Raw genomic sequence first — 26,157 nt, forward strand, 5'->3', positions numbered from 1 at the left:
AAAACCGGCTCCCTGTACAAAACGCTTAAAGCCATCGCTGACCAGACCAGCCCGAAGGTGATCGTTGTGCGCGTGGCAGCGGCCACGGAAGAGGAAGGCGGTAAAACGCAGGCACAGCTCATTATGGGTGGCACGGCAGAAGACGGCAGCTATACCGGAATGTACGCGTTTCTGACTGCCGAACAGAAGGTTGGTTATCGTCCCCGCATTCTGGCCGTGCCGGGCTACGACACGGAAGAAGTGACCTCCGCGCTGTGCGTCATTGCACAGAACCTGCGCGCATTCGTCTACGCCAGTTGCTATGGATGCGAGACGATGGCGGAAGCCACCGCATACCGTGCAACCTTCGCCTACCGCGAACTCATGCTTATCTGGCCTGATTTCATTGCCTACAACCCGCTGACCGGAGAAAACGAAACCTTCCCGGCCCCGGCGTATGCCTGTGGTCTGCGTGCGCTGATTGACAACAATCAGGGCTGGCACAAATCGCTTTCCAATGTGTCAGTCAACAACGTGCTGGGTATTTCGCAGGATGTTTTCTGGTCGCTTCAGGCAGAAGACAGCGACGCGAACGAACTGAACAATAAGGAGATCACCACGCTTATCAAGCGTAATGGTTTCCGGTTCTGGGGAAACCGCGTCACGGATACCAAAGATTACATCTTTGAGGTTTACACCCGTACCGCCCAGATTCTGGCTGACAGCATTGCGGAAGCACAGTTTGAGGCTATTGACGAGCCACTTACCCCGGCCAACGTCAAGGATGTGGTCAGCGGTATCAGCGGCAAGCTCAGCTCACTGGTGACGCAGGGACGGCTAATCGGTGCTGAATGCTGGTTTGACATTCTGGATAACCCGACAACCGGACTTCGCCAGGGTCAGGTGCGCATTCGCTATAAATACACGCCCGTTCCACCGATGGAGGATCTGACGATGTATCAGACCTTCACCGATGAATACTTTGAATCGGCGTTCTCTTCGCTGGGAGGTGCATAAATGGCGGTTCCTCACAAACTGCGCCTGTTCACCTGCTTTGTGAACGGTAGCAACTGCATTGGTAAAGTCTCTTCCGTGACGCTGCCAAAACTCACCCGTAAAACTGAAGATTTTCAGGGCGGCGGGATGATTGGATCCGCTGCGGTGGATCTCGGTCTGGACAGTGGCGCACTGGACACCACGATGGTGGTTGGCGGTCTGGTTCAGTCGCTTTTGCTGAACTACTCCGGCGATATCGACGAGACCCGCTTCCGCTTCGCCGGTGAGTATTACACCGATGGTGAAAGCCTGCTGGTTGAGGTCGAACTGCGCGGCCGCATCACCGAAATGGACGGCGGCGAAAGTAAGCAGGGAGAAGACACCTCCGTCAGCTACACGATGAAGAACACTTATTACAAGCTCACCATCGACGATAAGCCGCTGTTTGAGTTTGATCTGCTGAACTTCATCTACAAGAAAGACGGCAAGAATATCTACCCTGACCGCATTACGTCTGCGCTGGGAATGGGTAACTGATTAACCTGATAAGTGGCGGCACAGCCGTGCCGCCCGGAGCATTCAACAATGAGCAAAAAAAACGATAACGCCATTACGCTGGCAAAACCCGTTGTTCGCGGCGATGAGAAAATTACTCAGGTAACGATCACTGATGAGATCAAACAGGCTGGTTCCCTGCGCGGGCTGAAGCTGGTTAACGTGATGAATATGGATGTGGATTCGGTGGCGGTACTGCTGACCCGTGTAACGTCACCGCGCCTCAAGCAGACCGAAATTAACGAAATGGATACCCGCGATTTCGTCAGCCTGTCAGAAGCGCTCGTCCCTTTTTTGACGCCTGCGGGGTCTGGAGCATCGAACGAGGCGGAGACGGAGAATCAGTAACACTCCTGCGGTTCGACCTGATCGACGATCTGGTCGCTGATATCGCGGTTGTTTTCAACTGGCCGCCCTCTGAAGTCTTCACGATGGAACTGGGCGAAGTCATAGCCTGGCGTGAGCGGGCGGCTGTCCGAAGTGGAGCCAGTGACAGTGAAAAGTCTTAATATCCGCGTCGCGTTCAGCGCGATCGATAAACTTACCCGCCCGGTCAATGCCGCCCGCCAGAGCGCGGGCGGTTTGTCAGAATCCCTCAAAAAAACGCAGTCCAGCATTAAAGACCTGGACAGCCAGTCCCGGACGTTCAACCGCCTGCGCGAGAGCGTGCAAAAGACCTCCCGCAAAATCGACGACGCCAGCCGGACGCTCGAAGGTCTGAATCAGGCGCAGCGGGAAGGTACACAGCTTACAGACAAGCAAAAAGCCCATATGGCAGCGCTGGCCGCAAAGCTGGAGCGCCTGAACTCTGCACGCACGCAGGAAATGGTTAAGCTGCGCGCAGCCTCACAGGCGCTGCGCGGTCACGGCGTTTCGCTGGTCGGCAGCGATCGCACCATTCAGAGCGCCATACGCCGAACCGAACAGTACAACCAGACACTTGAGCGGGAACGGCGACAGCTTGCCGCTGTCACGCAGGCACGGGCGCGCTATGACCAGATGCAGCAAACAGCGGGCAAACTTCGCGGCGGTGGCACGATGGCCGTTGCCGGGGCCACTGCTGCCGGTTACGCAGCGGGACGCTTCTTATCCCCCGCCGTTGGGTTTGATCGGGAAATGTCCCGCGTGCAGGCACTAACCCGAATAGATAAAAGCTCCGTTGACTTTTCAGCACTCCGCGAGCAGGCCAAAAAGCTGGGCGCTGAAACGCAGTTCACCACGACTGACGCCGCCAGCGGGCAGGCGTTTCTTGCAATGGCTGGCTTCACTCCGCAGGCCATTCAGGCAGCATTGCCTGGCGTGCTCAATATGGCGCTGGCCGGTGGGATGGATTTAGGCGAAAGCGCCGATATCAGTTCAAACATCCTGTCTCAGTTCCGCCTCGATCCCAAAGAAATGGATCGCGTCAGTGACGTTTTAACGGGCGCGTTCACCCGTACCAACACCGATCTGCAAAATATCGGTGAGGCAATGAAGTACGCCGGGACAGGTCTTTCCAATCTTGGCGTCAGTGTTGAACAGACAACAGCCATGATCGGCGTAATGGCGAATGTGGGTCTGCGCGGGAGTATCGCCGGTACAGGTTTGCAGGCCACATTTTCACGCCTTGCCGCGCCAACCGGCAGGGCAAAAACCGCGCTTAAAGAATTGGGCGTAGAAGTCGCTGACGCAACGGGGAAAATGCGCCCTGCTGAAGTGGTTCTAACCGATCTCTATAAAAAGATCAGCAAGTACGGGGATACCGATAAACTCTCATTCTTCAAAGATATTGCCGGTGAAGAGGCATCAAAGTCATTCCAGGCTCTGGTTATGTCGGCCGGGAGCGGCGAACTTCAGAAGCTGCTGGGTGAACTGAAAAACGCCAAAGGTGAGGCACAGAAAGCCGCCAAAATAATGGCGGATAACCTTGATGGCGATCTAAAAAATCTGGACAGCGCCTGGGAAGGCTTCCGCATCCAGATTAACGATCTCGTTAACAATCAGCTTCGCGGCCTGACTCAAGGACTGAGTGACGTTGTGGGGAATATGACGCAGTGGGCGAAGGAAAATCCGAAGCTCGCCCAATCCCTGCTGATTGTTGGCGGCAGTGTTCTGGCACTGACCGCCGCCATTGGCGGCACATCGCTAGCGATCGGCTTGCTGATGGGGCCACTGGCTAAACTCCAGTTAGGTTTTACCCTGCTGACAGGGGGCAGAGGCATAACCGGAACGATTGCCGCTCTGCGAACACTCGGTACAGCTTCCGGCCCGGCAATGGCAAGCGTGCGCGGATGGGGGCCGGTTCTCGGCTCGTTAACGGGGAAAATGCGGGGAGTTTCAACCATCCTACCCGCTATGCGCGGCGCACTGATGGGGGCATTTCTTGCACCTGGTGCCGCGCTGGGTGCACTGACTAAAAACATCGGGATGCTTGCCCTCCGCCTGACAGGCTTACCGGCCATATGGAGCATGATCACTGCTGCGGTGTCGATGCTGGGTACAGCGTTGTCGCTGCTGTTTAGTCCGATCGGCCTGATAGTGGCGGCATTTATTGCTGCCGGAGTGCTGATCTGGCGGTATTGGGAGCCTCTTAAAGCATTTTTTGCAGGTGTATTTACCGGCATCATGGAAAGACTGGCCCCATTACGCGAGACCTTCGCGCAGTTCAGCCCCATCTTTGATGCAATGAGCAACGGTATTAGCCAGGTCTTTAACTGGTTCAAATCTCTGCTTTCCCCGATGGAGTCCAGCAAGGAAACACTGGATAAATGCGCCAGCGCCGGTGAGGTGTTCGGCAACGTTCTGGGCGGTGCGCTCCAGCTTGTCCTGGCTCCCGCAAAAATGCTGCTGGATACATTAGCCTGGATCCTTGAAAAGCTCGGCGTTCTGCCAGATGAGGCCGAAAAAGCCAGGAAGAAGATCGAAGACGCACAGCGCATGGCCGTTCTTCAGGACAAAATCGCCCTTCTTCAGGGAGATATCGCTAAGGTTGCGCCGAAAAAAGTTGAGGTGAATAACGTTCCGCCTGGGGCACCGCAACCCACATCACCGCTGACCGGCGATAACGGCACTATGCGCCGGTTGCAGAATATCGACAGCAACACCAAAGCGACAGCCGACAACACGAAGAAGATCGGCCCCGGCGATATCGTGTTTAAAAACCTGCCGCGTGCGCTGGCCGTTCGTGGGGAGTGGAAGGAATCGCAGCTGGCCAGCACTGTCAGGAACAACGGGTTAAGCGCACGCCCCGCAGTGGTAGCGGCATCGCTTCCCGTTAAACAGGCTGAACTTCTGCCAGTCAGCCGCAGCGCCAGCAATATACCGGTTGCCACTGGCGGCTTTACGGGCGAAATCCACGTACATCTGCACGGCGTTGTCCGGCAGGACGCGCGCGAAATTGGCCGGATTGCCGCCGACGCGGTGAATGCTGAAATGGCCCGCCTTGCGCGGCTCAAACGCGGCAGCTTCAAAGACAGAGATTAAGGGGAAGCAACATTATGATGATGATATACGGGATGTTCGTTTTTGAACTGAAAACGCTACCTTACCAGCAGTTGCGCCATTCGCTTAACTGGCGGCATGTGAAAAATGACCGCATCACCCGATCGGCAAAATGGCAGTACATCGGCGCGGGGGAGACGCAGATCAACCTTGACGGGGTGCTTTACCCTGAAATTACGGGCGGCGATGTATCTCTTACCGTTCTGGCAACGCAGGCATATACCGGGCGTCCTTGGCCTTTAATCAGCGGCGCGGGGCAGATTTACGGCATGTATGTGTTGACCGTGCTACAGGCCACGCATACGGAATTTGACCGCTACGGAAAAGCAAAAAAAATAGAGTTCTCGATCAGCTTTCAGCGCTGTGATGAAGATTTACGCGAACGCCTGCAAGCGTCGTCCGTTGGCGATCTGCTTTCAGGGCTGAAGGATAAAGCCACATCCGCCTACAACTCTGCCAGTAGTACGCTGTCGGGCCTGTTCTGATGGCATCCACATAAAACTAAAGCGGGCATTTGCCCGCTTCATCTTCTGGAACACACCGCCATAACTGACAGTGCGGCAGCACCGTTAAAACCGACCATGCGTGCCGGAACGTGAATTTATTCCGGCTTATCCGGCCAGGTGATATCCGGCGCTTTCGAAGTATCTACCGCCTGCACAGCTTTGATGTATTTCATCCAGGCTATCAGACTGGCTTTGTCTTCATCACTGATAATGCCTAACTGTAATTCCGTCTGCCACAGGCTGATCGTCGTTTGTGCCTCTGCAAGTAACGCTGCTTTCTGTTGTTCTGCTGCCTCCACGCCTGCCGTGTGCTGCGCTTCGTTATCCGTCACCCACTCGCTTCCGTTCCACGTATCGTAAGGCGTTGCAGGTGCCAGCGTGGTGGTGCCATCGGGATAATCGCCGGGCGCAGAAATGATCACCGCTTCGCTAGTTTCAGTGCTATATACCGTTTCACCACGATGATCAGCAACATATTCCCATGCGGTCAAATCTGCTGTCCGGCAAATGGCCGAACCGGCTTTAGCTTCGCCTGGTGCTTCAGTGCAGGAATTTGCGGGAAGACCGACGCCTACGGCCAGATATTCCACGGACGAAGAAAGGTATTCGCGTGTCTCGCCGTCATAGTTAAATACAGTGATATCACCGGCCACCGTGGCTATATGTTCGCTGTTTAATTTTGCCTTCGCCATTATGCAGCCCTCACGATGTAATTAAATGCGACGTTGCGCGGGCGCGTCTCATTACTGCCCGTCATACCAATACTTTTACCACTACCTGTACTTCCTGATGTATTGACCGACCCCTGAATCTGTCCACGCGTCGGATCACCTTCATCTGTTGAAGATGTAACGGAGGATGTGGTTCTTATGTAGTGGTTATGGCTGGCAAAAGCGTCAGTCTGATTGGTGAGCAATGAGCGCCCTGAATCAACGCCTCGCCCATCGTCCCAGCCCCGCAAAAACTCACCTCGTAGATCCGGCAATTTCCCGGTGAAATAGACTTTCGCCAGTTTCGGATATTTGGCGGTATCAAACGTTGCGCCATTACATTTAAGCCAACCGCTCGGAGGCGTCGCCTGCGGCCACGGAAGCGGAAAACCAACGGGGATATATGTATCAATATTCGCCTCAAGCAAATATTGCGTATGTGGATCATCCGCTGCAACATGCGTAGCCAGTTGCTGATCAACATAGGCCTTTACTTCAATGACAGCATCATCAACATATTTACGGGTTGCCAGCACTACAGACGGATCTATTTTTAACGTTACCGCTTCGGTACTGCTGACGATCAGGATCACGCGAATAACCTGCACACGTCCGCTGCCTTCCTGCAACTGCGGCTTATAGGTTTCCGCACAGTTGGCAACCGCAATCATATCGCCGTCTTTATCAAACAGGCCGATCTCACGGATCCACCATCCACCCACGTCTTCCGGTATGACCTGTTCCGCAATGATCTGATTGGTGTTAACCGGGTCAATAGTCAGCATATTCAGTTGCGCACGGCGTAACTCATGCGTCAGCGCCGTTTGTGCCGGGTTCGGTGTCGGCAGCGCACCATTGCCATCACCCACGGCCATTTGGGTGATCTCAACCTGCGCACCCAATGCCGTGGCGTTTGCCAGCTTTGCCGCCCCGATATTGGTTAACAGGGCAAAATATTTAGTTGCCACTTGCAATCTCCACGGTATCAATTAAATGGACTGCCGCGCCGGTGTAGTCGCCACCGCTCACGGATATTGTTTCAGGAAAATAGGGATAAACGGTCAGCGTATCGCCGATATAACACCCTGCCCCAACGTCGATATAACCCTGCGACTGAAGCGAAAGAGACAGGCCAGTGAGGTGGCGGCTTCTCGGCTTGGCGTCGTCAATAAGGCGCTCAAGTTCAAGATAGGTTTCCTCCGTAATCCCCTGCTCCTGAATACCGATTTCAAGCTTGAAGGTTCCCGGCTCTTCGCCGCTCTGCCACCACTCGATCACGCGCAGGAGAAAGCCGAACGGTTCAACGACGCGCTTCAAAGCGGAAATAGTGCCTTTCTGACGGTGAACCAGCCATGAGGCTTTAATGACCTGCCGTTTGGTCTGTTCTGACCAGTTCTTATCCCAGCGGTCAACAGACAACGCCCAGGCGAGATAGGGCAGGAGGTCAGCGGCGCATTCGTCCGGGTTCCACAGTTTGCGCAGGTCAACAGGAATATCGGTTAGCCGCTCCGTCACCTTCTCTGTACTGCGCATAAAGCCGCTGGCCGAAGGCGGCAGCATGTTGTTATTCATCAGTGCCCCCGGTCTCGATCGTGAAGGATTCACACCGCGCGGCCTGCGTATCAGCGATCACAATATCGCTGGCAGGCTCCAGTAGCTCTACCCTCTGCACACCCTGAACATGCAGCGCCGCCATAATGGCAGAGCGGGCAACATCACGACCAATCTTGCCCTGCTGATTCAGCCATGACTGAAGCGCATCCTGCGCGGCGGTATGGATCGGTTCGGACTCCGGGCCGGGGTAGAAATACAGCAGCGCATTGATCTGATAATTTACGATTTCTGCCGCCTGAACGGTCAGACGATCGGCAACGGGGCGCTTGTCGTCAGCAGACAGCGCTTTATCCACCGTCGCCAGCAGTTCCGCACTGGCGGTGCCGTCGCCTTCAGTGGACAGCACCGAAACCACCACCACGGCGGGCGACGGGCTGATCGCTTTGGCGTCCGCCACTTTGCCGCTGGCACTTTTGGCAAAATATTCATATGCGCCGGTTGGCCCCGCCACGCTCAGCCCTTCAAACGCTGCCTGCGCACGCAAACGCAAAGCGGTATCGCTTTCCGTTACCGCGTCAGTGGTTGCCGTTTCCGGGGTGATAATCAGACGTTCGGTGTTCAGGTTGCCCGCGAGATTATCAAGATCAGACGATACGGCATGGCTCAACATGCACGCCGCCGCACCGTCATTAATCCGCTGCCTGAGCATCATTTCACGGTAGGCAACCACCTGGGCGATCACGTTCAGCGGTTCGGATTCCAGCTCCAGCGCGGCGGCAACGGATGCCTGCTGTTCCTGCGGGAATGCAGCAAGCATGACGGCTTTGACCTCGCCGAGAATGACTTCAAAGTCCAGTACTTCGATAATTTGCGGCTGCGGTAGCTGCGATAAATCAACTGTTGCCATTGCTGCCACTCCTGAGCGTCAGTGCAGTGCCTGCCGTCTGCATGGTTTCGGTGATAATGCCGACCAGCTCAGCGGTAACAGCGCCACTCTTTGAAAAACTGATATTGATGCCGTTCAGGGCAATTCGCGGTTCCCACATTGTCAGGGCAATCACCGCCGCACTCATGCATTGCAGGCGCGTCACTTCGTTCTGTGGTTCATCCAGTAGATCGGGGATCATGCTGCCGTAATCCCGTCGCATCACCCGGCTTGCCAGCGGCGTGGTCAGTATGTCACGTACAGAATTCCACAGTTGATCGGTATCGGTAAGCTGGCCTGTGCCGTCCGGGTTCATGCCGGTATAGCGGACTGTCATTTCGGCCCCCCGGTGTTGCTGCTGCCACCCTGCACACCACCATGCACGTGCGAATGCACCGTCACCCCGTTAGATGAAAGTGATCCGCCAGAATGGGTAACATTGCCCTTCATCGTGCCGCCTTCCGTCAGTTCGAATGTCCGCGCTTTCAGATGGTCGGTGCATTCCACCACCGGCGTTTCAAGCGTGACGCTGGCAGAGGCTTTGATATGTGCGGTTTTTATGCCCTGCGCTTCCAGCGCGCTGGCCTCTGCGTCATAGCGGAAAGAGGCACCGTCCGGCGCTGTCAGCACAATCTCTTTCAGGCTGATGCCCGGTGCAGGGTGATCGTTGCTGTAGAGACTGCCGATAATGACCGCCGTTTCAGGATTGCCACCCATACAGCCCAGCCAGACCTGCTCACCCACTGAAGGCGGCACCCAGATACTGAATGCCCCGGCGCGCGTGGTGTTCCAGCGCAGCCAGTCGGTCTGAAGTTCGCCGCTTTGCACGCGCACGCGCCAGGTCTCTTCATCAACGGCAATAACAACGCCGACGCGGAGGATATTTTCCAGCAGGCGGATCAGTTCAGCGCTCATCGTGCGGCACTCCCCAGGCTGTTAACCACCTGTTCCGTAATCATCCGCTCATCACCAGCGGTAAAGCCCAGCAGCTCACGCACCGGATATTTAGCAAAAGCACCCGGCCCGACCTGATCGCGCTGGCCGTACTGGTGCACACGCGCAATGCGCGCGGCCACGCCGTCATAACCTACGGAAGTGCCGCCAGCATCAGCGCGCATTTTGAGAAAGCGATAGCCACGCAGCCGCTGAAACATTGGCACTTTCTTTGTGGTGCTGCGGCGCACTGAGCGCGTATTGATCTCGATGTAGCGCTCAATATCGCTGCGGTAGAACGTGCGAATATCGTTGCGCTCTTCGTCAAAGCCGGTAATGGTGCGGCCGTATTTCCCCCGGCCACCGTGCCAGTTTTTGAGGCGACGGATCTCACCCTGCCAGACAAAAACAATACCCTGCTGAGAGCGCAGCACCCGGCGACGGCGGGCAGGATAGGGCGAGCCTTCCGGGTTTTGCTGCGCTTTGATGCGCTGTTGCTGGCTCTTTCTCAGTGCCTGACCAACAGTGCGGGCGGTGCGAACACGTCCGGCCTGCGAGGTGCCCGCCAGTATGTCGCTGAAGACCTGATCCAGCTCACGGAAGAGATCGTTACTCATGCGAATCATCCTCCCACGTCACATCCTCAAAGATGGCGCTCCAGTCGCCGTCTGCTGACGGGATGCGCGGTTTAGGTTCCGGCAAATGCTCCGCGCGGGGAATGCCTTTTTCATCCAGAGTGACCTTCACGCGCTCGCGCAGCGGCATTTCAAACAGAATATCGGCGGTATCGTCGTTGTTGATAAGGGTCGTAAATTTAATGTCCCGGTTCTTCTCCGGGTTCAGCAGCAGATCGGGCTGGTTGTGCCAGAGCCATGCCATTAGCGGCAATGTGAAATCATCAATATCACCGGCGAAATTCATCACAAACAGCACCAGGGTATATCGGTACATAAACGACGGTGTTTCGCCGGTCGTCTCGATGTTCCCTTCTTCCACAAAAACGGTGAAGGCTTCAGGATTAGCCCTGCACCATTTGTTTGCACGGGTCAGGGTCTCGCGCAATGAATCAGCTTTCAGCATGGTTGTACCTTCTTAGCGCCCGAAACGTTCAATCGCGCCCGCAATGATCAGCAGATAAATAAGCGTCCAGTAAGGGTGAGCGCTCAGGTAGTCGAATAAGGTCATTGTGTGGCCCTCGCGTGGTCAGTCAGTCTTTTCAGGCGGCGCAGATCGAGATCGGCTATCGCCGCCTTATCGGCGTTGCAGGTATCCAGCGCATCGCGCAGGCGATCACTCCAGATAGCGATCGCGCCCCACGTTACCGGGGCGGCCAGTTCCGGCGCTGGCGTTGCTGCCGTCAGGCTCTCCGGCACCGGTTCGTGCACGATTTTCATTTGTGGCTGCGGCGGTACGGTGTTGCAGGCTGTTACTGACAGAAGCAGGCACAACAGTGTTGGCACACGTATCGTCTTTGATGGCATCGAGCATGTTTTCACGTCGCATTTCTCCCTGGGCGTTTCTTTGCTGTTCGGTTGCCCGCAACTGTGCAAGGACTTCGCGGGCGTCAGCAGTCAGTGCCCGCAGCTCTCCAAGCACCTCACCATTACTTTTCACCTCACGGGAAAGCGCTTCATTGCGGACGGAGTCTTTACCACGTTGATGTGCCTGCCAAAGCAGGCCACCAGAAGCCAGCGCCAGCAGCGCGCATAAAATGGCTGTAATCTTCACTTTTCCGCCTCCACGTCACGCAGGCACCATGCCTTAAAATCCGTTCTCCGGTTAACCAGCCCCTGGCTGCGCTTACCCCCGCTGTTTACAAAGTCCGTCAGCCGGTTACACATCGCCTGCCACTCATGCGCCTGCGCCTTCTTCCAGAGGGTCGTACGCTGCTTTCGCTTCTGGCTGTCTGTGAACCACATCAGGCCAGTGCATCCCACATTAAGACCTGCATCTGTCATGGCCTCAAAGGCGGACTGTGGCATATGCGCACCTTCAAAATTCTGGTTAATGCAGTTTTCAGCGTGCCGCATATCGTTAATCCAGCGACCGACGATCTCGCCGTCGCTGTATTCCCGCTTCTCAACACGTCCCGTCGAACCAATTCCGACCGTCAGCACGCCAGCCGTGCAGTAGTAGGGTGTATTCCGGCAGTCTTCCCAGCCAGCAATCTTTTGCTGGCCTTCAGGCGTGGTGCGCAACGCGCCCGGACTCAGCGTGATACCCAGTGCAACAATGGCCGCAATGGAGCATTTTTTAATAAGCCGTTTCATCTTCCGGCTCATTCTGTTGCAGAAGGTCAAGCGCCCGGCGCTCTGACTCACTCATTTGCCTGTGTCCTGCCTGCTCCAGAATCTGGTTAATCAGTTCGTTGCGACGCTTCTGCCCCCGTTCGATGCGGGCGCGATAGAGCCATCCACGGGCACCAAAAACCATCCCGACAAGAAGACCGGCCAGCGCAATCTTTTCGCTCAGCGTCATTACGCCGATACTCGTGACCATTGCTGACATAGTGAATGTCAGCCAGTCATTCAGGCGCTGAAAGAAACTTAACCCCATAGCTGCACCATCTCCTGTGTCGCTTTATGCGCGATTTCCGGCAGTTCAATCTCCTGACCGGCATCAAGAAAAACCTGCTGGCTCAGTCCGGGATTGGCTGATAACACTTTTTCGGTCACGCCCTGCGTGGTGCCGTAATGACGCCAGCAAAGCAAATCCACCGTATCCCCCTGCAACGCTTTCACTTTCATCAGCAAAGCTCCGCATAGAGGCGCGGCGTGTCGCGAATGTCGGCGATACTCCAGCGGGCATCCCGCCAGAGATCATCCCGTTGCAGGTCAAGTGCGGCGGCGTCTTTGTCGCCTTTCGCCGTGGTATCGACGTCGCGATAGCCTTCAAGTACCAGCGCCCTGGCAATCGAGTAGACTGCACGGCGGAAGCGGTACACCTTCACGTTTTCACCGTTGATAACCAGCTTTTCCGTATCACCTGACGGCAGGGCTGAAGGCACATCTTCCAGCGTGTGAAAGCCTGCTTTGACCTGACCGGCGCGCCAGTCCAGCAACTGAGCGGTGACATGGGCTACCGCTTCCGTGGTGACGTGCATCAGCCTGGATGTGGTGATACCACCAGTGATACGCGCGGCCAGACGGAGATCGGCCAGTTTAATCACCGGCCAGAAGTCCCCGGCGCTGACGGTGCTATCGCCATCATCAACATCGGGGGTATCGCTGTCGGCAGGCAACACGCGCTTATTTGCCACAAGGCTGCTCATGCACTTATCTCCCATAAATCAGGCGGTGGGCGGGTGGTTAAAAGACCGTAAACGGGCAGATATCCACCCGCGCCGCCTGTCGGACGGGGCCGAAGTCGTTAATTCTTTTTCTGGCTGGCAGGCTTGCGCTTTGTCGCTTTGCCTGTTGCCGCCCTGGTCGTGGTTTTACGCGCCGTCGCTCTAACTGCTGCGCTGGCAGTGGTGGTCTTTTCAGGAACAGGCTCAGCAGTACCGTCAGTTTTGTCGGTGCTGGCCGCGTCGCCTTCACCCGTGCCGCCATCCGCTGAGAGCTTCTTAACCTCACGGGCAAGCGTGGCAATTTCTTTTTTCACCCCGGCATTAGGGTTGCGCGTCAGCGCCTCACGGAACAGCGCCAGCGCTTCTGCTTTGGTCGTGATATCAGTCGCGCCACGGCGGGCAAGCGCACGGGCCTTGCACAATTTGGCGCGCACCACATCCGGCATATCACTGTCGGCGACAATGTCCGCCACTTCATCAAGCACTGCGGTACTGGCCGATAAATCAGCATCAGCATCAGCTGCGGAAAGCGTCATCACCGGTTTGCTCATTTCTTCGGTCAGGAATGTTGCTGCCGTGCGGTTGAAGTTATCCGGCAGCGTCAGCCCGTGGCGCACCACATAGCGCCCTAGCCTCAACGCAAGCGCATAGTCACGACAGTCAATCGCCCAGACCATCAGCCTGGTAATGACTTCATCCTGCCGCCCGTTGTCGCCGTCGAGCGTGCCTTCAATCCATCCCTCGTATTCAGGCAGCATGGATTTTTTCATTTCGGCTTTGGTTTCTTCGGACTGCACGCCGCTGAGGCGGGACAAGTCCATACGCAGGCGATGCAGAATTTGCTCATGCGCGGTGCGCTGGATATCGGATTCTTCATCCGCCTGGCCCCGGCGTTCTGCCATGACCTTCTGAAAATGTCGTTGTGCCGGTGTTAACATCGTCACTTCTCCCCATCATGGCGGGGGAATTTCCCCGCCGCTTCTGTCACTCGCCTGCCGGTTCGGCCTGGGCGAACTGAATACCGTCAATGAACGCAACATTGCCGTAGTCTTCAATGACGAAGTCATCGTTTGAAGACTGATACGTTGCGACACGGTTGTATTCCGGCTCTTCTTTGATCGTCCGGCGCAGACCGCCGCGCTGGTAGTACACCGACAGGTTTTTGAACGGCGTGATCAGTACGCCATTTACCGGGAAGTAAGGCGCGATAAAGGTCGGCATATTGCCTACGCGTTCCTGCGCGACAATCAGCTGACCGGCCAGCATTTCGGTATTCGGGTTGGTCTGGCTTAACGCGTTGATGGCCGAGAAATTGCTGCTCGTCAGCAGGTCGCCCGCCAGAATCACCACGTTATCCGGGTTACGCTTATGCCATTCATCCATCAGGCTGTTTTTGGCGTCGTACACCGCAGCGCCAATGTTGCCGTAGGTGCCTTTCGTTACGACCTTGTTATCCTCATCGCGCGAGGTGATCGTCACATTAGAAATGACGCGGTGCGGCGCTTCCTGGCGGATTTTTTCCAGCCAGCCAATACCACAGTCCTGCAACAGCGGGTTAGCGGCGCGGTCAGACGGATCGCTGTACTTAACACCGTTAAAGCCAGTCATGATGCGATCCAGCGACATCTGGCGGGCCATTGCTTTGCTGATCAGCGGCTGAAATTCCGGCATGTGCGCCCACGCATCAAGCTGTTCATAGCTGATGCCATAGTCATAGTTGACCTTGCGGCACATGTAGTCGAACGGCTCCATTGAATGATTAGAGCCAGGGTTGCGACGACTGGTGACGCTGTTGTTTACACCAGCCATCGGGCCTTTACTGCCGATCAGGACTTTCTGACCGATCTGCTGGTTGACGCCAAACACGTTAATTTTGCTCAGGAAAGAATCATCCTGCTGTGCGGCCTGCTCCAGGCGCTGCTGACGTGTCGGATCTACAGCGAATTTTGCAGCAACAGCGGCGGTTGATACGCCGTTAAGCTGTGCCTGCCGGGCGATGTACTGATCAAATAGCTGGCGGGTATTGTTATCCATGTTCTCTGCTCTCTTTGTGAATATCAGTAATCAGCCAGTTGCGCGTTAACGCCACCGCTGGCGGGTTCCCGCTGGCTGAAATTGGCGTCAGTGCTTCCCAGCTTGCTGGTCAGCGCGGCAAGGTCGGAGGTCAGCTTCTGGATGGCCTGGCTGTCCTGTTCGCGGGCGCGGCTCAGGTCGTTGAAACTGTCCAGCAGATCGGCATGGGACTGAGCGACGTTCTCCACGGCGTCACGCACCTGGCTGAACTGTTCACCGTCATATTTGCGGCCTTTGCCGATAATTCCCATGACGCGCCCGAACCACTGCTTACCTTCATCGCTGCGCTGCTCAGCCAGCTCGATAATTTCAGCCTCAATGGCATCGGTGAACAGCGGGGCTTCACCCTGCTGATTGTTGAATGACATAACCTGCTGACGCTGCTGCGCGGCAAACTTCAGGCGCTCGGTGCCGAGGCTCGCCGGGGTATCGGTCATCGCCAGTCCCATGACATACGCCTTGCCGTTAAGCGCAAACTGCGGGTGCAGCTCAATGCTGGAGTAAATTTTCTTACCTTCTTCCGTCAGCTTCTTCATGCGCTCAGAAGGTTCAATTTCAGCGTAAAGCGCGGTGCGTCCGGCGAGCGGGCCTTCGCTGATATCTTCAGCACTCAGCGCTGTCACATCCCCCATCGCGCCGAAATCACTGCCGGGGAAAGGCGAAAGATAGTGCTCCACGTTGACGCGTGCGCCGTACACGTCCGGGCTGTAGTTTGCTGCTGCATCACGAAGGTGCTCAGGGCGAATCTCACGCCCGTCAACGGTGGCACCAGAGACAGCAACGCGGAATTTCTTACGGGCTGGTTTAGCTGCGCTAGCCATGTCGATAATCCTGTTGAGTGGTTTCTGTATGGCCATGATGGCAGAGCGTAACTTGCTGTCTCAACGAGGTTTTGTTGTCGGAGAAAGGCCAGACCATAAAGGGGGCGATAGCGGGATCGCGCGCGGGGTAATCTTCACTCCATAAATGGTGGAGGGCAGATGATACAGGACGCTTTTGTACGTCAGAGGGCAAAACAACTTTACTGGCAGGGCTACCCGCCAGCGGAGATCGCGCGCCTGATGGGGATTAATCAGAACACAATTTACGCCTGGAAGAAACGCGATGAATGGGATGAAACGCCGCCCGTCCAGCGCGTCAGCCAGTCTATGGACGCCCGCCTCATCCAGCTCACGGACAAGAAAGACAAGTCCGGGGGAGACTTCAAGGAGATTGATTTGCTTACCCGGCAACTGAAAAAGCTATCTGACGGACAACCGGCAGGGGCAGGCACGGGCAAAAAGCCGCGCAAGCGCAAGCTGAAAAACCACTTCACCGAAGAACAGATAGTCGCGCTGCGGGAGAAAATACTTGATTCCCTGTCGTGGCATCAACGCGGCTGGTATGAACAGCGCCACCACCGAAACCGCATGATACTGAAGTCCCGCCAGATTGGCGCAACCTGGTACTTTGCGCGCGAGGCGCTGCTTGATGCGCTACGCGATGATGTGAAATACCCGTACCAACGCAACCAGATATTTCTGTCTGCATCCCGCCGTCAGGCTCACCAGTTCAGGGGATTCATTCAGAAGATGGCGGAAGAGGTGGACGTTGAGCTTAAGGGCGGCGACAAAATCGTACTGAGTAACGGCGCAGAGCTGCATTTCCTCGGCACGTCTGCTGCAACAGCGCAGTCATATACGGGCAACCTGAAGTTCGACGAATTTTTCTGGGTCAGCAACTTCACCAACCTGCGAAAGGTTGCGGGGGCGATGGCAACGCTAAAGGGGCTGACGCGTACCTACTTTTCCACGCCGTCAGGTGAAACCCATGAGGCTTACCCGTTCTGGACGGGCGATCGCTGGAATGAGAAACGCCCGAAGGCACAGCGCAAAGCGTTTGATGTGGGCTGGAAAACGCTGAATAGCGGGCTGTTATGCCCGGATAAAACCTGGCGTCAGATAGTTACCCTGAAGGACGTGATAGACCACGGCTGGGAGTACACCGATCTTGAAGAAATTCAGGATGAAAACAGTGAGGATGAATTCCGCAACCTGTACATGTGCGAGTTCGTTCGCGATGGAGAGTCCGCCTTCAACCTTAACGCCCTGATTGGCTGCGGCGCAGATGGTTACGACGAATGGCCGGACTGGAAACCTTTTGCGTCCAGGCCGATGGGTAATCGCCCGGTCTGGATCGGCTATGACGCCAACGGCAGCAGCGGCAACGGTGACAGCGGCGCGATTTGCGTTGTGGTGCCGCCACTGGTGCCGGGCGGTAAATTCCGCACGGTGGAAACGGAGCAGGTGCGCGGCCTTGAATTTGAAGAGCAGGCAAAAGTTATCGAAAACTTCACCTTCAAATACAACGTCCAGCATGTGGGTATCGACGTGACGGGCGGTAACGGTGAGGCCGTTTACCAGATAGTGAAGAAGTTTTTCCCGATGGCGATGCCCTACACCATGTCAATGACGTCAAAGCGCGCCCTAGTGCTGAAAATGCTACAGCTGATCCGCGCGGGTCGCTGGGAGTATGACCGCAGCGAGCGCGCCCTGATCAACGCCTTTAACTCTGTTCGCAAGGTAAAGACACCTGGCGGATTCATCACCTATGACACTGACCGCTCGCGCGGCGTCAGCCACGGTGATTTAGCCTGGGCGAATATGCTCGCCATTATTAACGAACCGCTGGGCCAGGAGAGTGGCAGCGGCGGGTTTGCTATGGAGTTCTGATGAAGAAGCGCACCTACAATAACAAACACACTGCCAGCCGCGGCAGTGCAGGACAGCCTGATATATCTGACGCGCTCAGAAGCGATCCGGCGCTCAGCGCCTTCACGTTTGACGGACCATATTCAGTAACAGACGGCTATGATCTGCTGGACAGCATGTGTTGCGTAGATAATGGCCGGTACTATGAAACGCCAATAGACTGGAAAGGGTTAACCCGTGCGTTCGCACAATCCCCGCTGCATCAGTCGGCGCTTTACTTCAAACGCAATGTGCTGACCGGGTGTTTTATCCCTCATCCGTTACTCTCGCGGCAGGCCTTTTCTGCGTTTTCACTGGACTGGTTTGTCTTTGGTAATGCCTATCTTGAACGTCGCTCTAACCTTCTGGGTGCTCCGCTCAGACTCCAGCACGTTCCGGCGCTGAATACGCGGCGGGGGAGCGACCTTGATACTTACTGGTTTATCCGGCAGTGGAAGGACGAATACGAGTTTAAGGCGGGGCAGGTCTGCCACATCATGAACCCGGACATTCATCAGGAAATCTATGGCATGCCCGAATACATGGGGGCGCTGCTGTCCGCCAGCCTGTCACATTCCGCCGACAAGTTCCGCAAACTCTATTACGACAACGGCTCCCATGCCGGATGTATTCTCTATGTCGGTTCGGAGAAGGTGGATCAGGAAAGCATAAAGGTGGTGCAAAAGACGCTGTCACAGGCCAGAGGAAAAGGCTCCTTCAAAAACGTGCTGATACATGCACCAGGTGGCGGCAAAGACGGCGTGCAACTGTTGCCGTTCAGCCAGATATCGGCAAAGGATGAGTTTCTTAACATCAAATCAGCAACGCGCAACGATTTGCGGGACGCTCACCGCATTCCGCCGCAGCTGATGGGCGCAATGCCGGAAGGCAACGGCTCGCTTGGTGATGTTGAGAAGGCCGCGCGCGTCTTCGCTATCAACGAAATGTTGCCCGTGATGGAAGCCATGAAGGGCGTCAATGACTGGCTCGGTCAGGAAGTGATCCGCTTTAATCCCTACGCTCTACTCAAAGACGAGTAACCCGCTCCCCCCGCCGCACTTCCTGCGGCGGTTCTCCTTCAGTAATTTTCAATCCCCGCATGACCGGCCACCACCTGAACACCACTCAGCGCAGCATTTAACACCCCTCACTCAGAGCGCATCAGCGCCATTCTGGCAGGCGCAATCTGCAATTTACCCCGTACACATCCAGAAGTGAGAAAACGCGCGGAGAAGGCGAAAAAGGCCAGAGAATGGCAATTAAAGGCATCACCTCCCGACCCTCCGTCGCGTGGGCTGTTCCCCCGTCACCTGCGCGCGACATTTGCTTCGTTTTTTGTGCATTTGCCGATCCGGGGCCAGACCGCGCCACCACAGGGCGGAAAGGGTATAAATTGCATCAGAAAAATTGTGCAAATTTGTGCACTATTGTGCATGTAAATTCATAAAAATCTAAAGAAAAAAGGCCGCTTTCGCGGCCATGAAAATTACGTGTCGAGAGAAATCTGTGTGCGCAGTTGAATAGGATTTAGAATTGTATATCGCTGGCGAATAACATTATATAAATCAAAGTCTTTTACCCTTACACTTATTACCATCGCATATTGCATATCAGGGGCTGAAACCCCCTTAACATGGCGCGAAGAATCTCGGGCGTGATACCGTATATCAAAAACTGGATCGCTTAATAATGTATCAGCACTGAATTTTTTGCTTCTGTGCAAACAAGTTTCCCACTTATGACCTTCACTCCTACACTCCCTTTCGGTCTTATACTGGCTTTTTTGACCAAAGAAATCATCAGTATCGGCATCGTCTAGGCCGAATCTTGGACGGAAAGTTACCTGCATACCCGCCCTTGTATAGTTTACTGAATGTTCAGGATCAACTGGGGTTTGAATGCATAAAGTAGCAGTAAGCTCAAATGCTTCGTCAAAGGGAACATCGGGGAATGGGATCGGTGCCCTTAAATATTTATTTTTTGCTAATGAACCATAGTAAATTACTGTAGCAGTATCATTTGCACAATCGATTAAAACGTTAGGATCCTCACTAAACCGTCCCCAACCGATATGTTCACGCGAATATTTTCTTGATGTTTCAGCATGATGAACAAGCAACGCTTTCAATGCGATGGTGTTCAATGGGGTTCCTGATAGAGCCGCGACTCCAGCGGCCGTTCTCAATGCTAATGGAGAGGCATAACTGGTTCCTTGAACTCCGACTATAGAACCAAGCAGCGGGTTGTAAGTGTAAAAAGGCTCGTCGTCGCTTCCACCAAAAATAATACCATCAGGTTTAACGAATCCGGGGCTTCTGCCAGGGCCAATACAGCTATATGGTGCCCGCCCCCATTTTTTACCGCTACGATCAGCAGCACCAATCGCTAGCGCGTTTACCATATCGGAAGGAGGTTGTATTCTCGCTGCATCACCGTCCTCATGACCATCATTCCCAACAGCAACAGTAAGTAATATCCCATGCTTAGCACAGATTTGGTCTAAAACAGCAGTCCATGCATGAACCTCATCATCGCCAATTGGAAGATGAGGACCAATACTTAGATTAGCGAACTTATAGTCACCACTATCAAGAACGGACTGTATTTTCTTAAGGACATCAAACAAATCCCAATCGCCATTGTCACCTGATGTTGGTGAAAGAACTCTATAATGATCTACATTCATAAACGGTCTTTCAAAAGAAGGTGCATTTTCCTCGACACGTCCGAATAAGAAAGTTGATGTTACTTCATTACCGTGCTGCAATAATAATCCGCTTGTCTCTTTGGTGTCTGGATACACGTATTCCGTAACCCAATTACTCAAGTCAGCTGTCCCCAAGCCACCATCAAAAATTGCAATACGTTCGGATTCAAGAACAGCTTTAGAATTAGGGAATTCTGGTGTAACTATATTAGATAACTTTCTGACAATGTTCGGCTGAGTACACCTTAAAGACGGCATCGGCCGCACAACGCGGATTAATGAAAAATCGAGGGTTTTTTTCATATCTTCAGGTCGCGCGTGTGCAACGATGAAAGTCAGCCCACCAACTTGGATTTTACTTTTGTAATCAACAGAGACGCCATATTGTTCTGCATAGTTAATATAGGCTTTAACGATATCATCGTCTTCAACCCCAGCATGAAGAACCACTTCAAATTTTATCAAATCACTTTTCGCATGCTCAAAATTGCGTGCTCTCTCTTTTCCTTCAAAAAAGCTAACACTTTCAATTTCGATCAAATCCTTTTGTACGCCCTTCGGAGCTGTAGGGGAATTCAAAATTTCCTTAAATCTTATAACGGCATCATCATCACCGCTGACAAAAAGTTGCGCCGTTACTAAGTCCTTATTCTGATCGCACTGACGTGCCGCTTTCCGTGGGCGAATGATTACCTGACGGCTACCGACATCCCGTAAACCTGTCGCTCTAAGCAACCCTTCAGGAAAGTAGCTTTTACCTAAAAACGCTGGGTGTAAAGTTAAATTGAATACACTCTCACCCCTTGGCTTAGCCGCATCATCCAAACTGCGAAAGCATGAGAGTAAAGTATCAATCTCGGGGTTTAAATGCTCCCTTACTTCTTCAAGAGTATAGGGATAGCGCTTACCATCCCTTCCTTTAGGCAAAGGTTCCTTTTTTGTCAGCACATGACCGTTACCTAAAAGTAAGTTCCTTTCCATCATTTAACCCCCCACTTTTGTAATTTATTCGCGATTGTTGGATGTGAAACACCAACTAATTCAGCTATCTTCCTATTTGAAATACCGTCAAAATGATATTTAATTATATTGAGATCATTATCGCTAAAATCATCTAATGAAACCCTCTCCGTAACTACGGCTTCTATTAATGAAGTTTCAAATGGAATATTCCTAAGCACTTCATTCTTTTTGGAGAAATTCAAAATACGGTTAATAATGGCAAAGGACATGCCATCTAATAATGGTGCAAGTTTTTTAGATAGTTCAGGCTCAATATCATGATTGACTAAATATCTATCTATCAGTTCTACTGATGGCATATTAAATTTAAGGATGTGCTCAAATCGACGCCAAACAGCCGGATCTAAAATATCAGGGTGATTAGTCGCAGCAACAAGAAGCGAGGTCGCTGGCCATTCATCTATGGTCTGTAGGAGTACAGTAACTAAACGTTTTAATTCTCCAACGTCCCTGTCATCATCACGTCTTTTTGCAACAGCATCAAATTCATCAAGCAAAAGGACACATGGTTTCTCTTTGGCATAATCCATAACGGATTTAATATTATTGCCTGTTTTTCCCAAAAGAGAACTCATCACAGATGAGAGATCCAATGTTAAAAGAGGTAAATTTAACTTTGCAGCAAGCCAATGTGCGGACATTGTTTTGCCTACGCCTGGCGGGCCAGAAAGTAAAACCGTCTTTACAGGTTCAAGACCGGCTTTGAACAAAGAAACTGCATTCTCTCTTTCGTTAACAATTGACTCCAGCTTCTTTGAGATATCCGTATTCCATACAGGTTCTTCAACAATTGCGTTGACAGATGTTTCCTGCAAAAGGTTTCGTCTGGAGTCTCCATCCACAGGCATAGGAGCATTACTAGATGCCCCACGCAATACTGTTCCCTCAGCAACTAACGAAGCCAGCTTAGAAGCTAAGGTCTCATCATTTTTACGGATGTTGTTAATCATCTTTCTGCATAGGAGTGTAAATGCATTTGCATTGCCTTTGATGCCTTGCTCGATGAGTTTGAAAAGTTCATCCTCCCGCACATTTACCATAAAACCCCCAATAAAACATAAACTTGCATAAGTTGGTAACTATGTTAATGAAAATTAATGCCTAATATTACCACTCTGAATAGCGTTATTCAAAGAGTATCCTCACTTTTTTACTGTATGGATAATCAGCATAAAATCTATCCAGTAGGTTTACTCGAACATACTGTCAATACTCGTTTCCAGCGATTGATAAGTTCTACAGTTTTATCTTTTATCTCCTTCACTTGTGTCGGCAGCATGCCTATTCCTGAACCAGCACGACTACTTGATTTTAACTTCCCATTGCTTACGCTCATTACCTGATCCCCACAGGCTAAAGATGAACCAGCAATTAGCGATCTGACCATTGCAGCGCTGGCATCAACCCCGCGTAAAGAAAGAAGCTCATGAATATGTTTCTCTTTGATTGATAGCCCAGCCCCTTCTTGCCGTTGATGTGACAGTTTCTTACGAGTTCGCTTCAAGTCCTCTTTCAATCTCTGCGCCAGTTCCCTCTTTTCCTGCCGGGAAAGCGCATCAAAATTCACCGTCTCACTCACTTCATGATCGGCATGTTCAAGACCGTCAGCGCCTGCCGCGGGATCCCGCGTACAGTTATTGACAGAACTCCGAGGTGCGGCGTTGCCGCCTGAAAAACCAACGTCAACGGCCACACCGTCAGCGCTCTGGCGCTTCGGCACGATTTTGTATTGAGTGGTGCGGGTGAAGATCAAAGAGTCATTGCCCGTAATCGGGCAATAGATACCGGTGATTCGCTGGACATCATCGCCGTAGGCGTTGCCGTTTTCGGTGGTTTCATAGTTCAGACGGATGCGCAGCTTATCGCGCTCAACCAACGGGCCACCCTGGGCTAACACGTAGTTATCCCACTCACCCTCGTTAGCAGCCTGCCGGGCGGTTTCCAGTTCAGGGTGTAACACCAGTTCACGATCGCCCAAGCGGCGAAGCTCGCGATATACCGTGACCGGCGCACCGCCGATCTGCTGAAACTGGCGAATAGACCAGCGCGACGCCCACGCGCTAACGCGGAGAGACATTTCTTTCAGGTCTTCCCCGGTTTCGTCGTCCTTCTCACCATCCAGCGCGAAGCCGTCGATATTCTTCGAAATGTATTTCGCTATGTAGCCGGTTGCACTGCCGTGGGCATCGTCGATCGGCACGACCTGAAAGCGGTTTTCCTGCGCTCCCGGTTCGTTGCCGTCTTCTTTCAGGGCATATTTACGGAAGATTTCGCGCGCATGCTCAACGCATTCCGGGCGCATAAAAAGAAGCAAATGCCAGTGTGGCGTTGCATCGTGGTGCGGTTCGGCCACGCGGAAACCAAAGACGCGGATCCCTTTTCTCTTCCACGCTGCGCGAGTTCTCGCCCAGACTTTGCAAAGATATTGCTGCGTCTCGCGCGGCGACGCGCCACAGTATTTATTATTGCGGTGCCCGTTATGCTGCATGGAGTGGTAACGGGAAGGCGCGGTAAGCGTATAGAAATCACCGGCCAGCCCTTCCAGCTTCGCCAGATCTTCAAATCCGCGCATTCTCGTCATGAGTTCACGGCGACGATTGGCCGGATTGGCAACACTACCGGCGACTTTATCGATCAGTGAAATACGCTCGCCCGTGTCCTGGTCTTCCAGTTCCATAGCCTTAAGGTATTCACGGTTAGCCTTTTTCTGGGCCAGCCATTCCGTAAGGCACGGGGCGCTACTGTATGGAGAGGATTTTTTCTGGACGTATCCCGTTGCAATCATCAAATGCTCACGCCAACGGGCATGAATACGGCGCAGGCGGTTTAACCACCACTGCGGTGACTCAAGACGAAGAACCGCGCGTAACGCGTCCTCCGCTTCCAGTTCTTCATTGCAATACGCTGTCCAACCGGGGATCGGCGTTTTTAGATGCACCGCAAGCGACGCAATACGTCCATAGCCAGAAAGCGCCGCGAACTCAGGATCGCCGGTTCGCGCCAACTGGTGATCGGACTCGCGTATAAACTCGCTAGTAAAGATATCGGCAAGTGTATAAGCCAGTCTTTTTAACTCTTTCTTCCCTGCCCAGAGCATACGGAAAAGCTGATCGCGGATTGGCAGCAGAATACCGGGCATCACAGTGTCAGGCTGGTAAACACTGTTCACGCTATCAATACGCGTTAATACGTGGCGCTCAAAGGTATTAACCAGCCAGTGATCTGCCGCTTTGCGGTCTTTCGCGTCCAGCGCATCAAGCTTCGCGGCAAAGTGGCGGCGGATATACTGCGGAAGGGAAGCCAGACGGCGACGCAGCAGCTTGCTGCGCTCCGGCTTTTCATCCTCCGCTACCAGTTCACTGAACGCAATATGCTTGCGGGTGCCGTCCGGCGTGAGATAGTCGAAACCATCCAGCCCCGGCGCTACATCAACGCCAATCGGCTGGTATGGTTTGTTCCCGCCATAAGCGTAAGGGACTGCATTGTCAGTGCTACCCGGATACGGTGGAGGTGGAGAAGGGGCGCGACGGCCACGGGTTGCCGTGGTCATAATTGAACTAAATCCCCTACTTTAACGGCTTTGGCTTCCTCTTCTGATTTCTTCAGAATTGTGGTTATTGATTCCCTTCCATAAGCTGTTACTTTCGCCTCAACCAACCAATACGGCACAATCTCGCCACGACTCACACTTATGATTTCAACGATCCAGGCGTCTATAAGATTCATTAAAACGCCTCCAGATCGTCAAACGTGCCCGCCGCAACCATCGCGTTGTAAGTCGCATCACCCATCACGGCGCCACAATCAGGGCAACCGCCGCCGTAACGCCCGCAGCAGTCGCAGACAGAAAGCACGCCGATCACTTCTTTAGCCTTCTGGCGGTTGTCTTTGTCAGTGCTAACGGAACGTTGCACGCTGATTTCGTGCATCTTGAAGGGCTGATAAATCGCGCGGGTGGCTTCGGTGTCGCTGTTGGAAATGACGACCTTCACGCCATGCTTACGGTTAACTTCCAGCAGTGCCTGGACTAACTGGCGGTGGTTGTCTTCCGTGAATGGTTCGGTGTGGTATTGGGTAAAATCGGCTGTTTTGCTTTCAGGCAGGTAAGGCGGATCGCAGTAAACGAGAACATCGCCACCCGTGACGACCTGTAGAGAACGCTGGAATGGCGCGCAAAGAAATATTGCCTTTGTATCGTTGGCCTTTTCGGCAAACAGGCGGATTTCATTTTCAGGAAAGTAGACGCTCTTATACTTGCCAAACGGCACGTTAAAGCCGGTCTTACGGCTGTAACGGCATAAACCGTTATAACCGTGGCGGTTCAGATACAGGAATTGAGCAGCACGCATCATGCACGCCATTTCAGCGCCATAACGCAACCCACCGCTTTTTACCGTACCCGCCTGCTTATTGAACGCGGCGCGGACTTCGTTGTATCCCTGCGGGCTGTTCTTACTGTTAAACAGTTCGCGGGCCGCATCGATCACTAAGTCCGGGTAACGGGTGACTTCCCGATACAGGTTAATAAGATCCGGGTTGATATCAGCCAGCACATAGCGACGGTATTCAGTCGCCAGAAATACCGATGCGCCGCCGACGAACGGTTCGATCAGGCAGTCGGTTTTAAGAAGATGCGGCAGCAGGTCAGGAAGGACACGGGTTTTACCCCCTGCCCATTTGATGAACGGGCGGATCATT

30 protein-coding genes are annotated in these 26,157 nt (G+C 53.6%); 8 read left to right on the top strand and 22 right to left on the bottom strand.

Annotation, left to right across the window (positions count from 1 at the left end):
• The 6 genes from J8X26_RS02805 to J8X26_RS02830 all read left to right on the top strand — a co-directional run.
• Nucleotides 1–996 (top strand): phage tail sheath family protein (locus J8X26_RS02805; protein WP_208950094.1); only part of this gene is annotated, 996 nt, incomplete at its 5' end.
• Nucleotides 997–1,512 carry a phage major tail tube protein gene (locus J8X26_RS02810; protein WP_208950095.1) on the top strand — a complete coding sequence of 172 codons (516 nt, stop codon included), beginning with the start codon at nucleotides 997–999 and terminating at the stop codon, nucleotides 1,510–1,512.
• A gap of 48 nt (nucleotides 1,513–1,560) precedes the next feature.
• Nucleotides 1,561–1,878 (top strand): phage tail assembly protein, encoded by a 318-nt coding sequence (locus tag J8X26_RS02815; RefSeq protein WP_040264587.1) that lies wholly within the window; start codon nucleotides 1,561–1,563, stop codon nucleotides 1,876–1,878.
• Nucleotides 1,879–1,883: 5 nt separating this feature from the next.
• On the top strand, nucleotides 1,884–2,039 hold the full coding sequence (locus J8X26_RS02820; protein WP_208950172.1) for a GpE family phage tail protein: 156 nt from the start codon (nucleotides 1,884–1,886) through the stop codon (nucleotides 2,037–2,039).
• Complete coding sequence (locus J8X26_RS02825; protein WP_208950096.1) at nucleotides 2,026–4,992, top strand: phage tail tape measure protein; 2,967 nt, start codon at nucleotides 2,026–2,028, stop codon at nucleotides 4,990–4,992. Before J8X26_RS02820 ends, J8X26_RS02825 begins: the two co-directional genes overlap by 14 nt.
• A gap of 14 nt (nucleotides 4,993–5,006) precedes the next feature.
• The gene (locus J8X26_RS02830; protein WP_208950097.1) at nucleotides 5,007–5,495 is read left to right on the top strand and encodes a phage tail protein; all 489 of its coding nucleotides are present in this window, start codon (nucleotides 5,007–5,009) and stop codon (nucleotides 5,493–5,495) included.
• Nucleotides 5,496–5,611: 116 nt separating this feature from the next.
• On the opposite strand, the gene J8X26_RS02835 is transcribed toward J8X26_RS02830, so the two are convergent.
• The 17 genes from J8X26_RS02835 to J8X26_RS02915 all read right to left on the bottom strand — a co-directional run bounded on the left by J8X26_RS02835 (nucleotide 5,612) and on the right by J8X26_RS02915 (nucleotide 15,821).
• Entirely contained in the window at nucleotides 5,612–6,208 is a 597-nt protein-coding gene (locus J8X26_RS02835; RefSeq protein WP_208950098.1) for a tail fiber assembly protein, read from the bottom strand.
• Nucleotides 6,208–7,194, bottom strand: a complete 987-nt coding sequence (locus J8X26_RS02840; protein ID WP_208950099.1) for a phage tail protein — start codon at nucleotides 7,192–7,194, stop codon at nucleotides 6,208–6,210. The genes J8X26_RS02835 and J8X26_RS02840 overlap by 1 nt, the downstream gene beginning before the upstream one ends.
• Nucleotides 7,184–7,798: a phage tail protein I gene (locus J8X26_RS02845; RefSeq protein WP_208950100.1), complete on the bottom strand. Its 615-nt coding sequence runs from the start codon at nucleotides 7,796–7,798 to the stop codon at nucleotides 7,184–7,186. Before J8X26_RS02845 ends, J8X26_RS02840 begins: the two co-directional genes overlap by 11 nt.
• The gene (locus J8X26_RS02850; protein WP_192503116.1) at nucleotides 7,791–8,687 is read right to left on the bottom strand and encodes a baseplate J/gp47 family protein; all 897 of its coding nucleotides are present in this window, start codon (nucleotides 8,685–8,687) and stop codon (nucleotides 7,791–7,793) included. The genes J8X26_RS02845 and J8X26_RS02850 overlap by 8 nt, the downstream gene beginning before the upstream one ends.
• On the bottom strand, nucleotides 8,674–9,042 hold the full coding sequence (locus J8X26_RS02855; protein WP_063857860.1) for a GPW/gp25 family protein: 369 nt from the start codon (nucleotides 9,040–9,042) through the stop codon (nucleotides 8,674–8,676). The genes J8X26_RS02850 and J8X26_RS02855 overlap by 14 nt, the downstream gene beginning before the upstream one ends.
• Nucleotides 9,039–9,620, bottom strand: a complete 582-nt coding sequence (locus J8X26_RS02860; RefSeq protein WP_208950101.1) for a phage baseplate assembly protein V — start codon at nucleotides 9,618–9,620, stop codon at nucleotides 9,039–9,041. Before J8X26_RS02860 ends, J8X26_RS02855 begins: the two co-directional genes overlap by 4 nt.
• Nucleotides 9,617–10,255, bottom strand: coding sequence for a phage virion morphogenesis protein (locus J8X26_RS02865; RefSeq protein ID WP_208950102.1), 639 nt, complete (start codon nucleotides 10,253–10,255; stop codon nucleotides 9,617–9,619). The genes J8X26_RS02860 and J8X26_RS02865 overlap by 4 nt, the downstream gene beginning before the upstream one ends.
• Nucleotides 10,248–10,718, bottom strand: a complete 471-nt coding sequence (locus tag J8X26_RS02870; protein ID WP_208950103.1) for a phage tail protein — start codon at nucleotides 10,716–10,718, stop codon at nucleotides 10,248–10,250. The genes J8X26_RS02865 and J8X26_RS02870 overlap by 8 nt, the downstream gene beginning before the upstream one ends.
• 101 nt (nucleotides 10,719–10,819) lie before the next feature.
• Nucleotides 10,820–11,032: a peptidase gene (locus J8X26_RS02875; protein WP_208950104.1), complete on the bottom strand. Its 213-nt coding sequence runs from the start codon at nucleotides 11,030–11,032 to the stop codon at nucleotides 10,820–10,822.
• The gene (locus J8X26_RS02880; protein ID WP_208950177.1) at nucleotides 10,929–11,366 is read right to left on the bottom strand and encodes a DUF2570 domain-containing protein; all 438 of its coding nucleotides are present in this window, start codon (nucleotides 11,364–11,366) and stop codon (nucleotides 10,929–10,931) included. Before J8X26_RS02880 ends, J8X26_RS02875 begins: the two co-directional genes overlap by 104 nt.
• Nucleotides 11,363–11,908 carry a lysozyme gene (locus J8X26_RS02885; RefSeq protein WP_208950105.1) on the bottom strand — a complete coding sequence of 182 codons (546 nt, stop codon included), beginning with the start codon at nucleotides 11,906–11,908 and terminating at the stop codon, nucleotides 11,363–11,365. Before J8X26_RS02885 ends, J8X26_RS02880 begins: the two co-directional genes overlap by 4 nt.
• A complete protein-coding gene (locus tag J8X26_RS02890; protein ID WP_208950106.1) occupies nucleotides 11,892–12,194 on the bottom strand; it encodes a phage tail protein in 303 nt (100 codons plus the stop codon). Before J8X26_RS02890 ends, J8X26_RS02885 begins: the two co-directional genes overlap by 17 nt.
• Entirely contained in the window at nucleotides 12,185–12,385 is a 201-nt protein-coding gene (locus tag J8X26_RS02895) for a tail protein X (protein WP_148754465.1), read from the bottom strand. Before J8X26_RS02895 ends, J8X26_RS02890 begins: the two co-directional genes overlap by 10 nt.
• The gene (locus J8X26_RS02900; protein ID WP_208950107.1) at nucleotides 12,385–12,909 is read right to left on the bottom strand and encodes a head completion/stabilization protein; all 525 of its coding nucleotides are present in this window, start codon (nucleotides 12,907–12,909) and stop codon (nucleotides 12,385–12,387) included. The genes J8X26_RS02895 and J8X26_RS02900 overlap by 1 nt, the downstream gene beginning before the upstream one ends.
• Before the next feature lie 98 nt (nucleotides 12,910–13,007).
• Nucleotides 13,008–13,865 carry a phage terminase small subunit gene (gene gpM / locus J8X26_RS02905; RefSeq protein WP_208950108.1) on the bottom strand — a complete coding sequence of 286 codons (858 nt, stop codon included), beginning with the start codon at nucleotides 13,863–13,865 and terminating at the stop codon, nucleotides 13,008–13,010.
• Between the two features lie 46 nt (nucleotides 13,866–13,911).
• On the bottom strand, nucleotides 13,912–14,961 hold the full coding sequence (locus tag J8X26_RS02910) for a phage major capsid protein, P2 family (protein ID WP_208950109.1): 1,050 nt from the start codon (nucleotides 14,959–14,961) through the stop codon (nucleotides 13,912–13,914).
• Nucleotides 14,962–14,984: 23 nt separating this feature from the next.
• Nucleotides 14,985–15,821 carry a GPO family capsid scaffolding protein gene (locus tag J8X26_RS02915; protein WP_208950110.1) on the bottom strand — a complete coding sequence of 279 codons (837 nt, stop codon included), beginning with the start codon at nucleotides 15,819–15,821 and terminating at the stop codon, nucleotides 14,985–14,987.
• A gap of 159 nt (nucleotides 15,822–15,980) precedes the next feature.
• Here J8X26_RS02915 and J8X26_RS02920 point away from each other — a divergent pair, with 159 nt between their 5' ends.
• Both J8X26_RS02920 and J8X26_RS02925 read left to right on the top strand, forming a co-directional pair.
• Nucleotides 15,981–17,711: a terminase large subunit domain-containing protein gene (locus J8X26_RS02920; protein WP_208950111.1), complete on the top strand. Its 1,731-nt coding sequence runs from the start codon at nucleotides 15,981–15,983 to the stop codon at nucleotides 17,709–17,711.
• A complete protein-coding gene (locus J8X26_RS02925) occupies nucleotides 17,711–18,769 on the top strand; it encodes a phage portal protein (RefSeq protein WP_208950112.1) in 1,059 nt (352 codons plus the stop codon). The genes J8X26_RS02920 and J8X26_RS02925 overlap by 1 nt, the downstream gene beginning before the upstream one ends.
• A gap of 446 nt (nucleotides 18,770–19,215) precedes the next feature.
• On the opposite strand, the gene J8X26_RS02930 is transcribed toward J8X26_RS02925, so the two are convergent.
• The 5 genes from J8X26_RS02930 to J8X26_RS02950 form a co-directional block, all read right to left on the bottom strand.
• The gene (locus J8X26_RS02930; RefSeq protein ID WP_208950113.1) at nucleotides 19,216–21,420 is read right to left on the bottom strand and encodes a S8 family peptidase; all 2,205 of its coding nucleotides are present in this window, start codon (nucleotides 21,418–21,420) and stop codon (nucleotides 19,216–19,218) included.
• Nucleotides 21,417–22,499: an ATP-binding protein gene (locus J8X26_RS02935; RefSeq protein WP_208950114.1), complete on the bottom strand. Its 1,083-nt coding sequence runs from the start codon at nucleotides 22,497–22,499 to the stop codon at nucleotides 21,417–21,419. The genes J8X26_RS02930 and J8X26_RS02935 overlap by 4 nt, the downstream gene beginning before the upstream one ends.
• Nucleotides 22,500–22,636: 137 nt before the next feature.
• Entirely contained in the window at nucleotides 22,637–25,009 is a 2,373-nt protein-coding gene (locus tag J8X26_RS02940) for a replication endonuclease (RefSeq protein ID WP_208950115.1), read from the bottom strand.
• A complete protein-coding gene (locus J8X26_RS02945) occupies nucleotides 25,006–25,185 on the bottom strand; it encodes a hypothetical protein (RefSeq protein ID WP_208950116.1) in 180 nt (59 codons plus the stop codon). Before J8X26_RS02945 ends, J8X26_RS02940 begins: the two co-directional genes overlap by 4 nt.
• Nucleotides 25,185–26,156: a Dam family site-specific DNA-(adenine-N6)-methyltransferase gene (locus J8X26_RS02950; protein WP_208950117.1), complete on the bottom strand. Its 972-nt coding sequence runs from the start codon at nucleotides 26,154–26,156 to the stop codon at nucleotides 25,185–25,187. Before J8X26_RS02950 ends, J8X26_RS02945 begins: the two co-directional genes overlap by 1 nt.
• Between the last annotated feature and the right edge of the window lies 1 nt (nucleotide 26,157).

It is taken from the genome of Rahnella sp. ChDrAdgB13 (genome assembly GCF_017655185.1).
In the GTDB taxonomy this organism is placed as follows: domain Bacteria; phylum Pseudomonadota; class Gammaproteobacteria; order Enterobacterales; family Enterobacteriaceae; genus Rahnella; species Rahnella contaminans.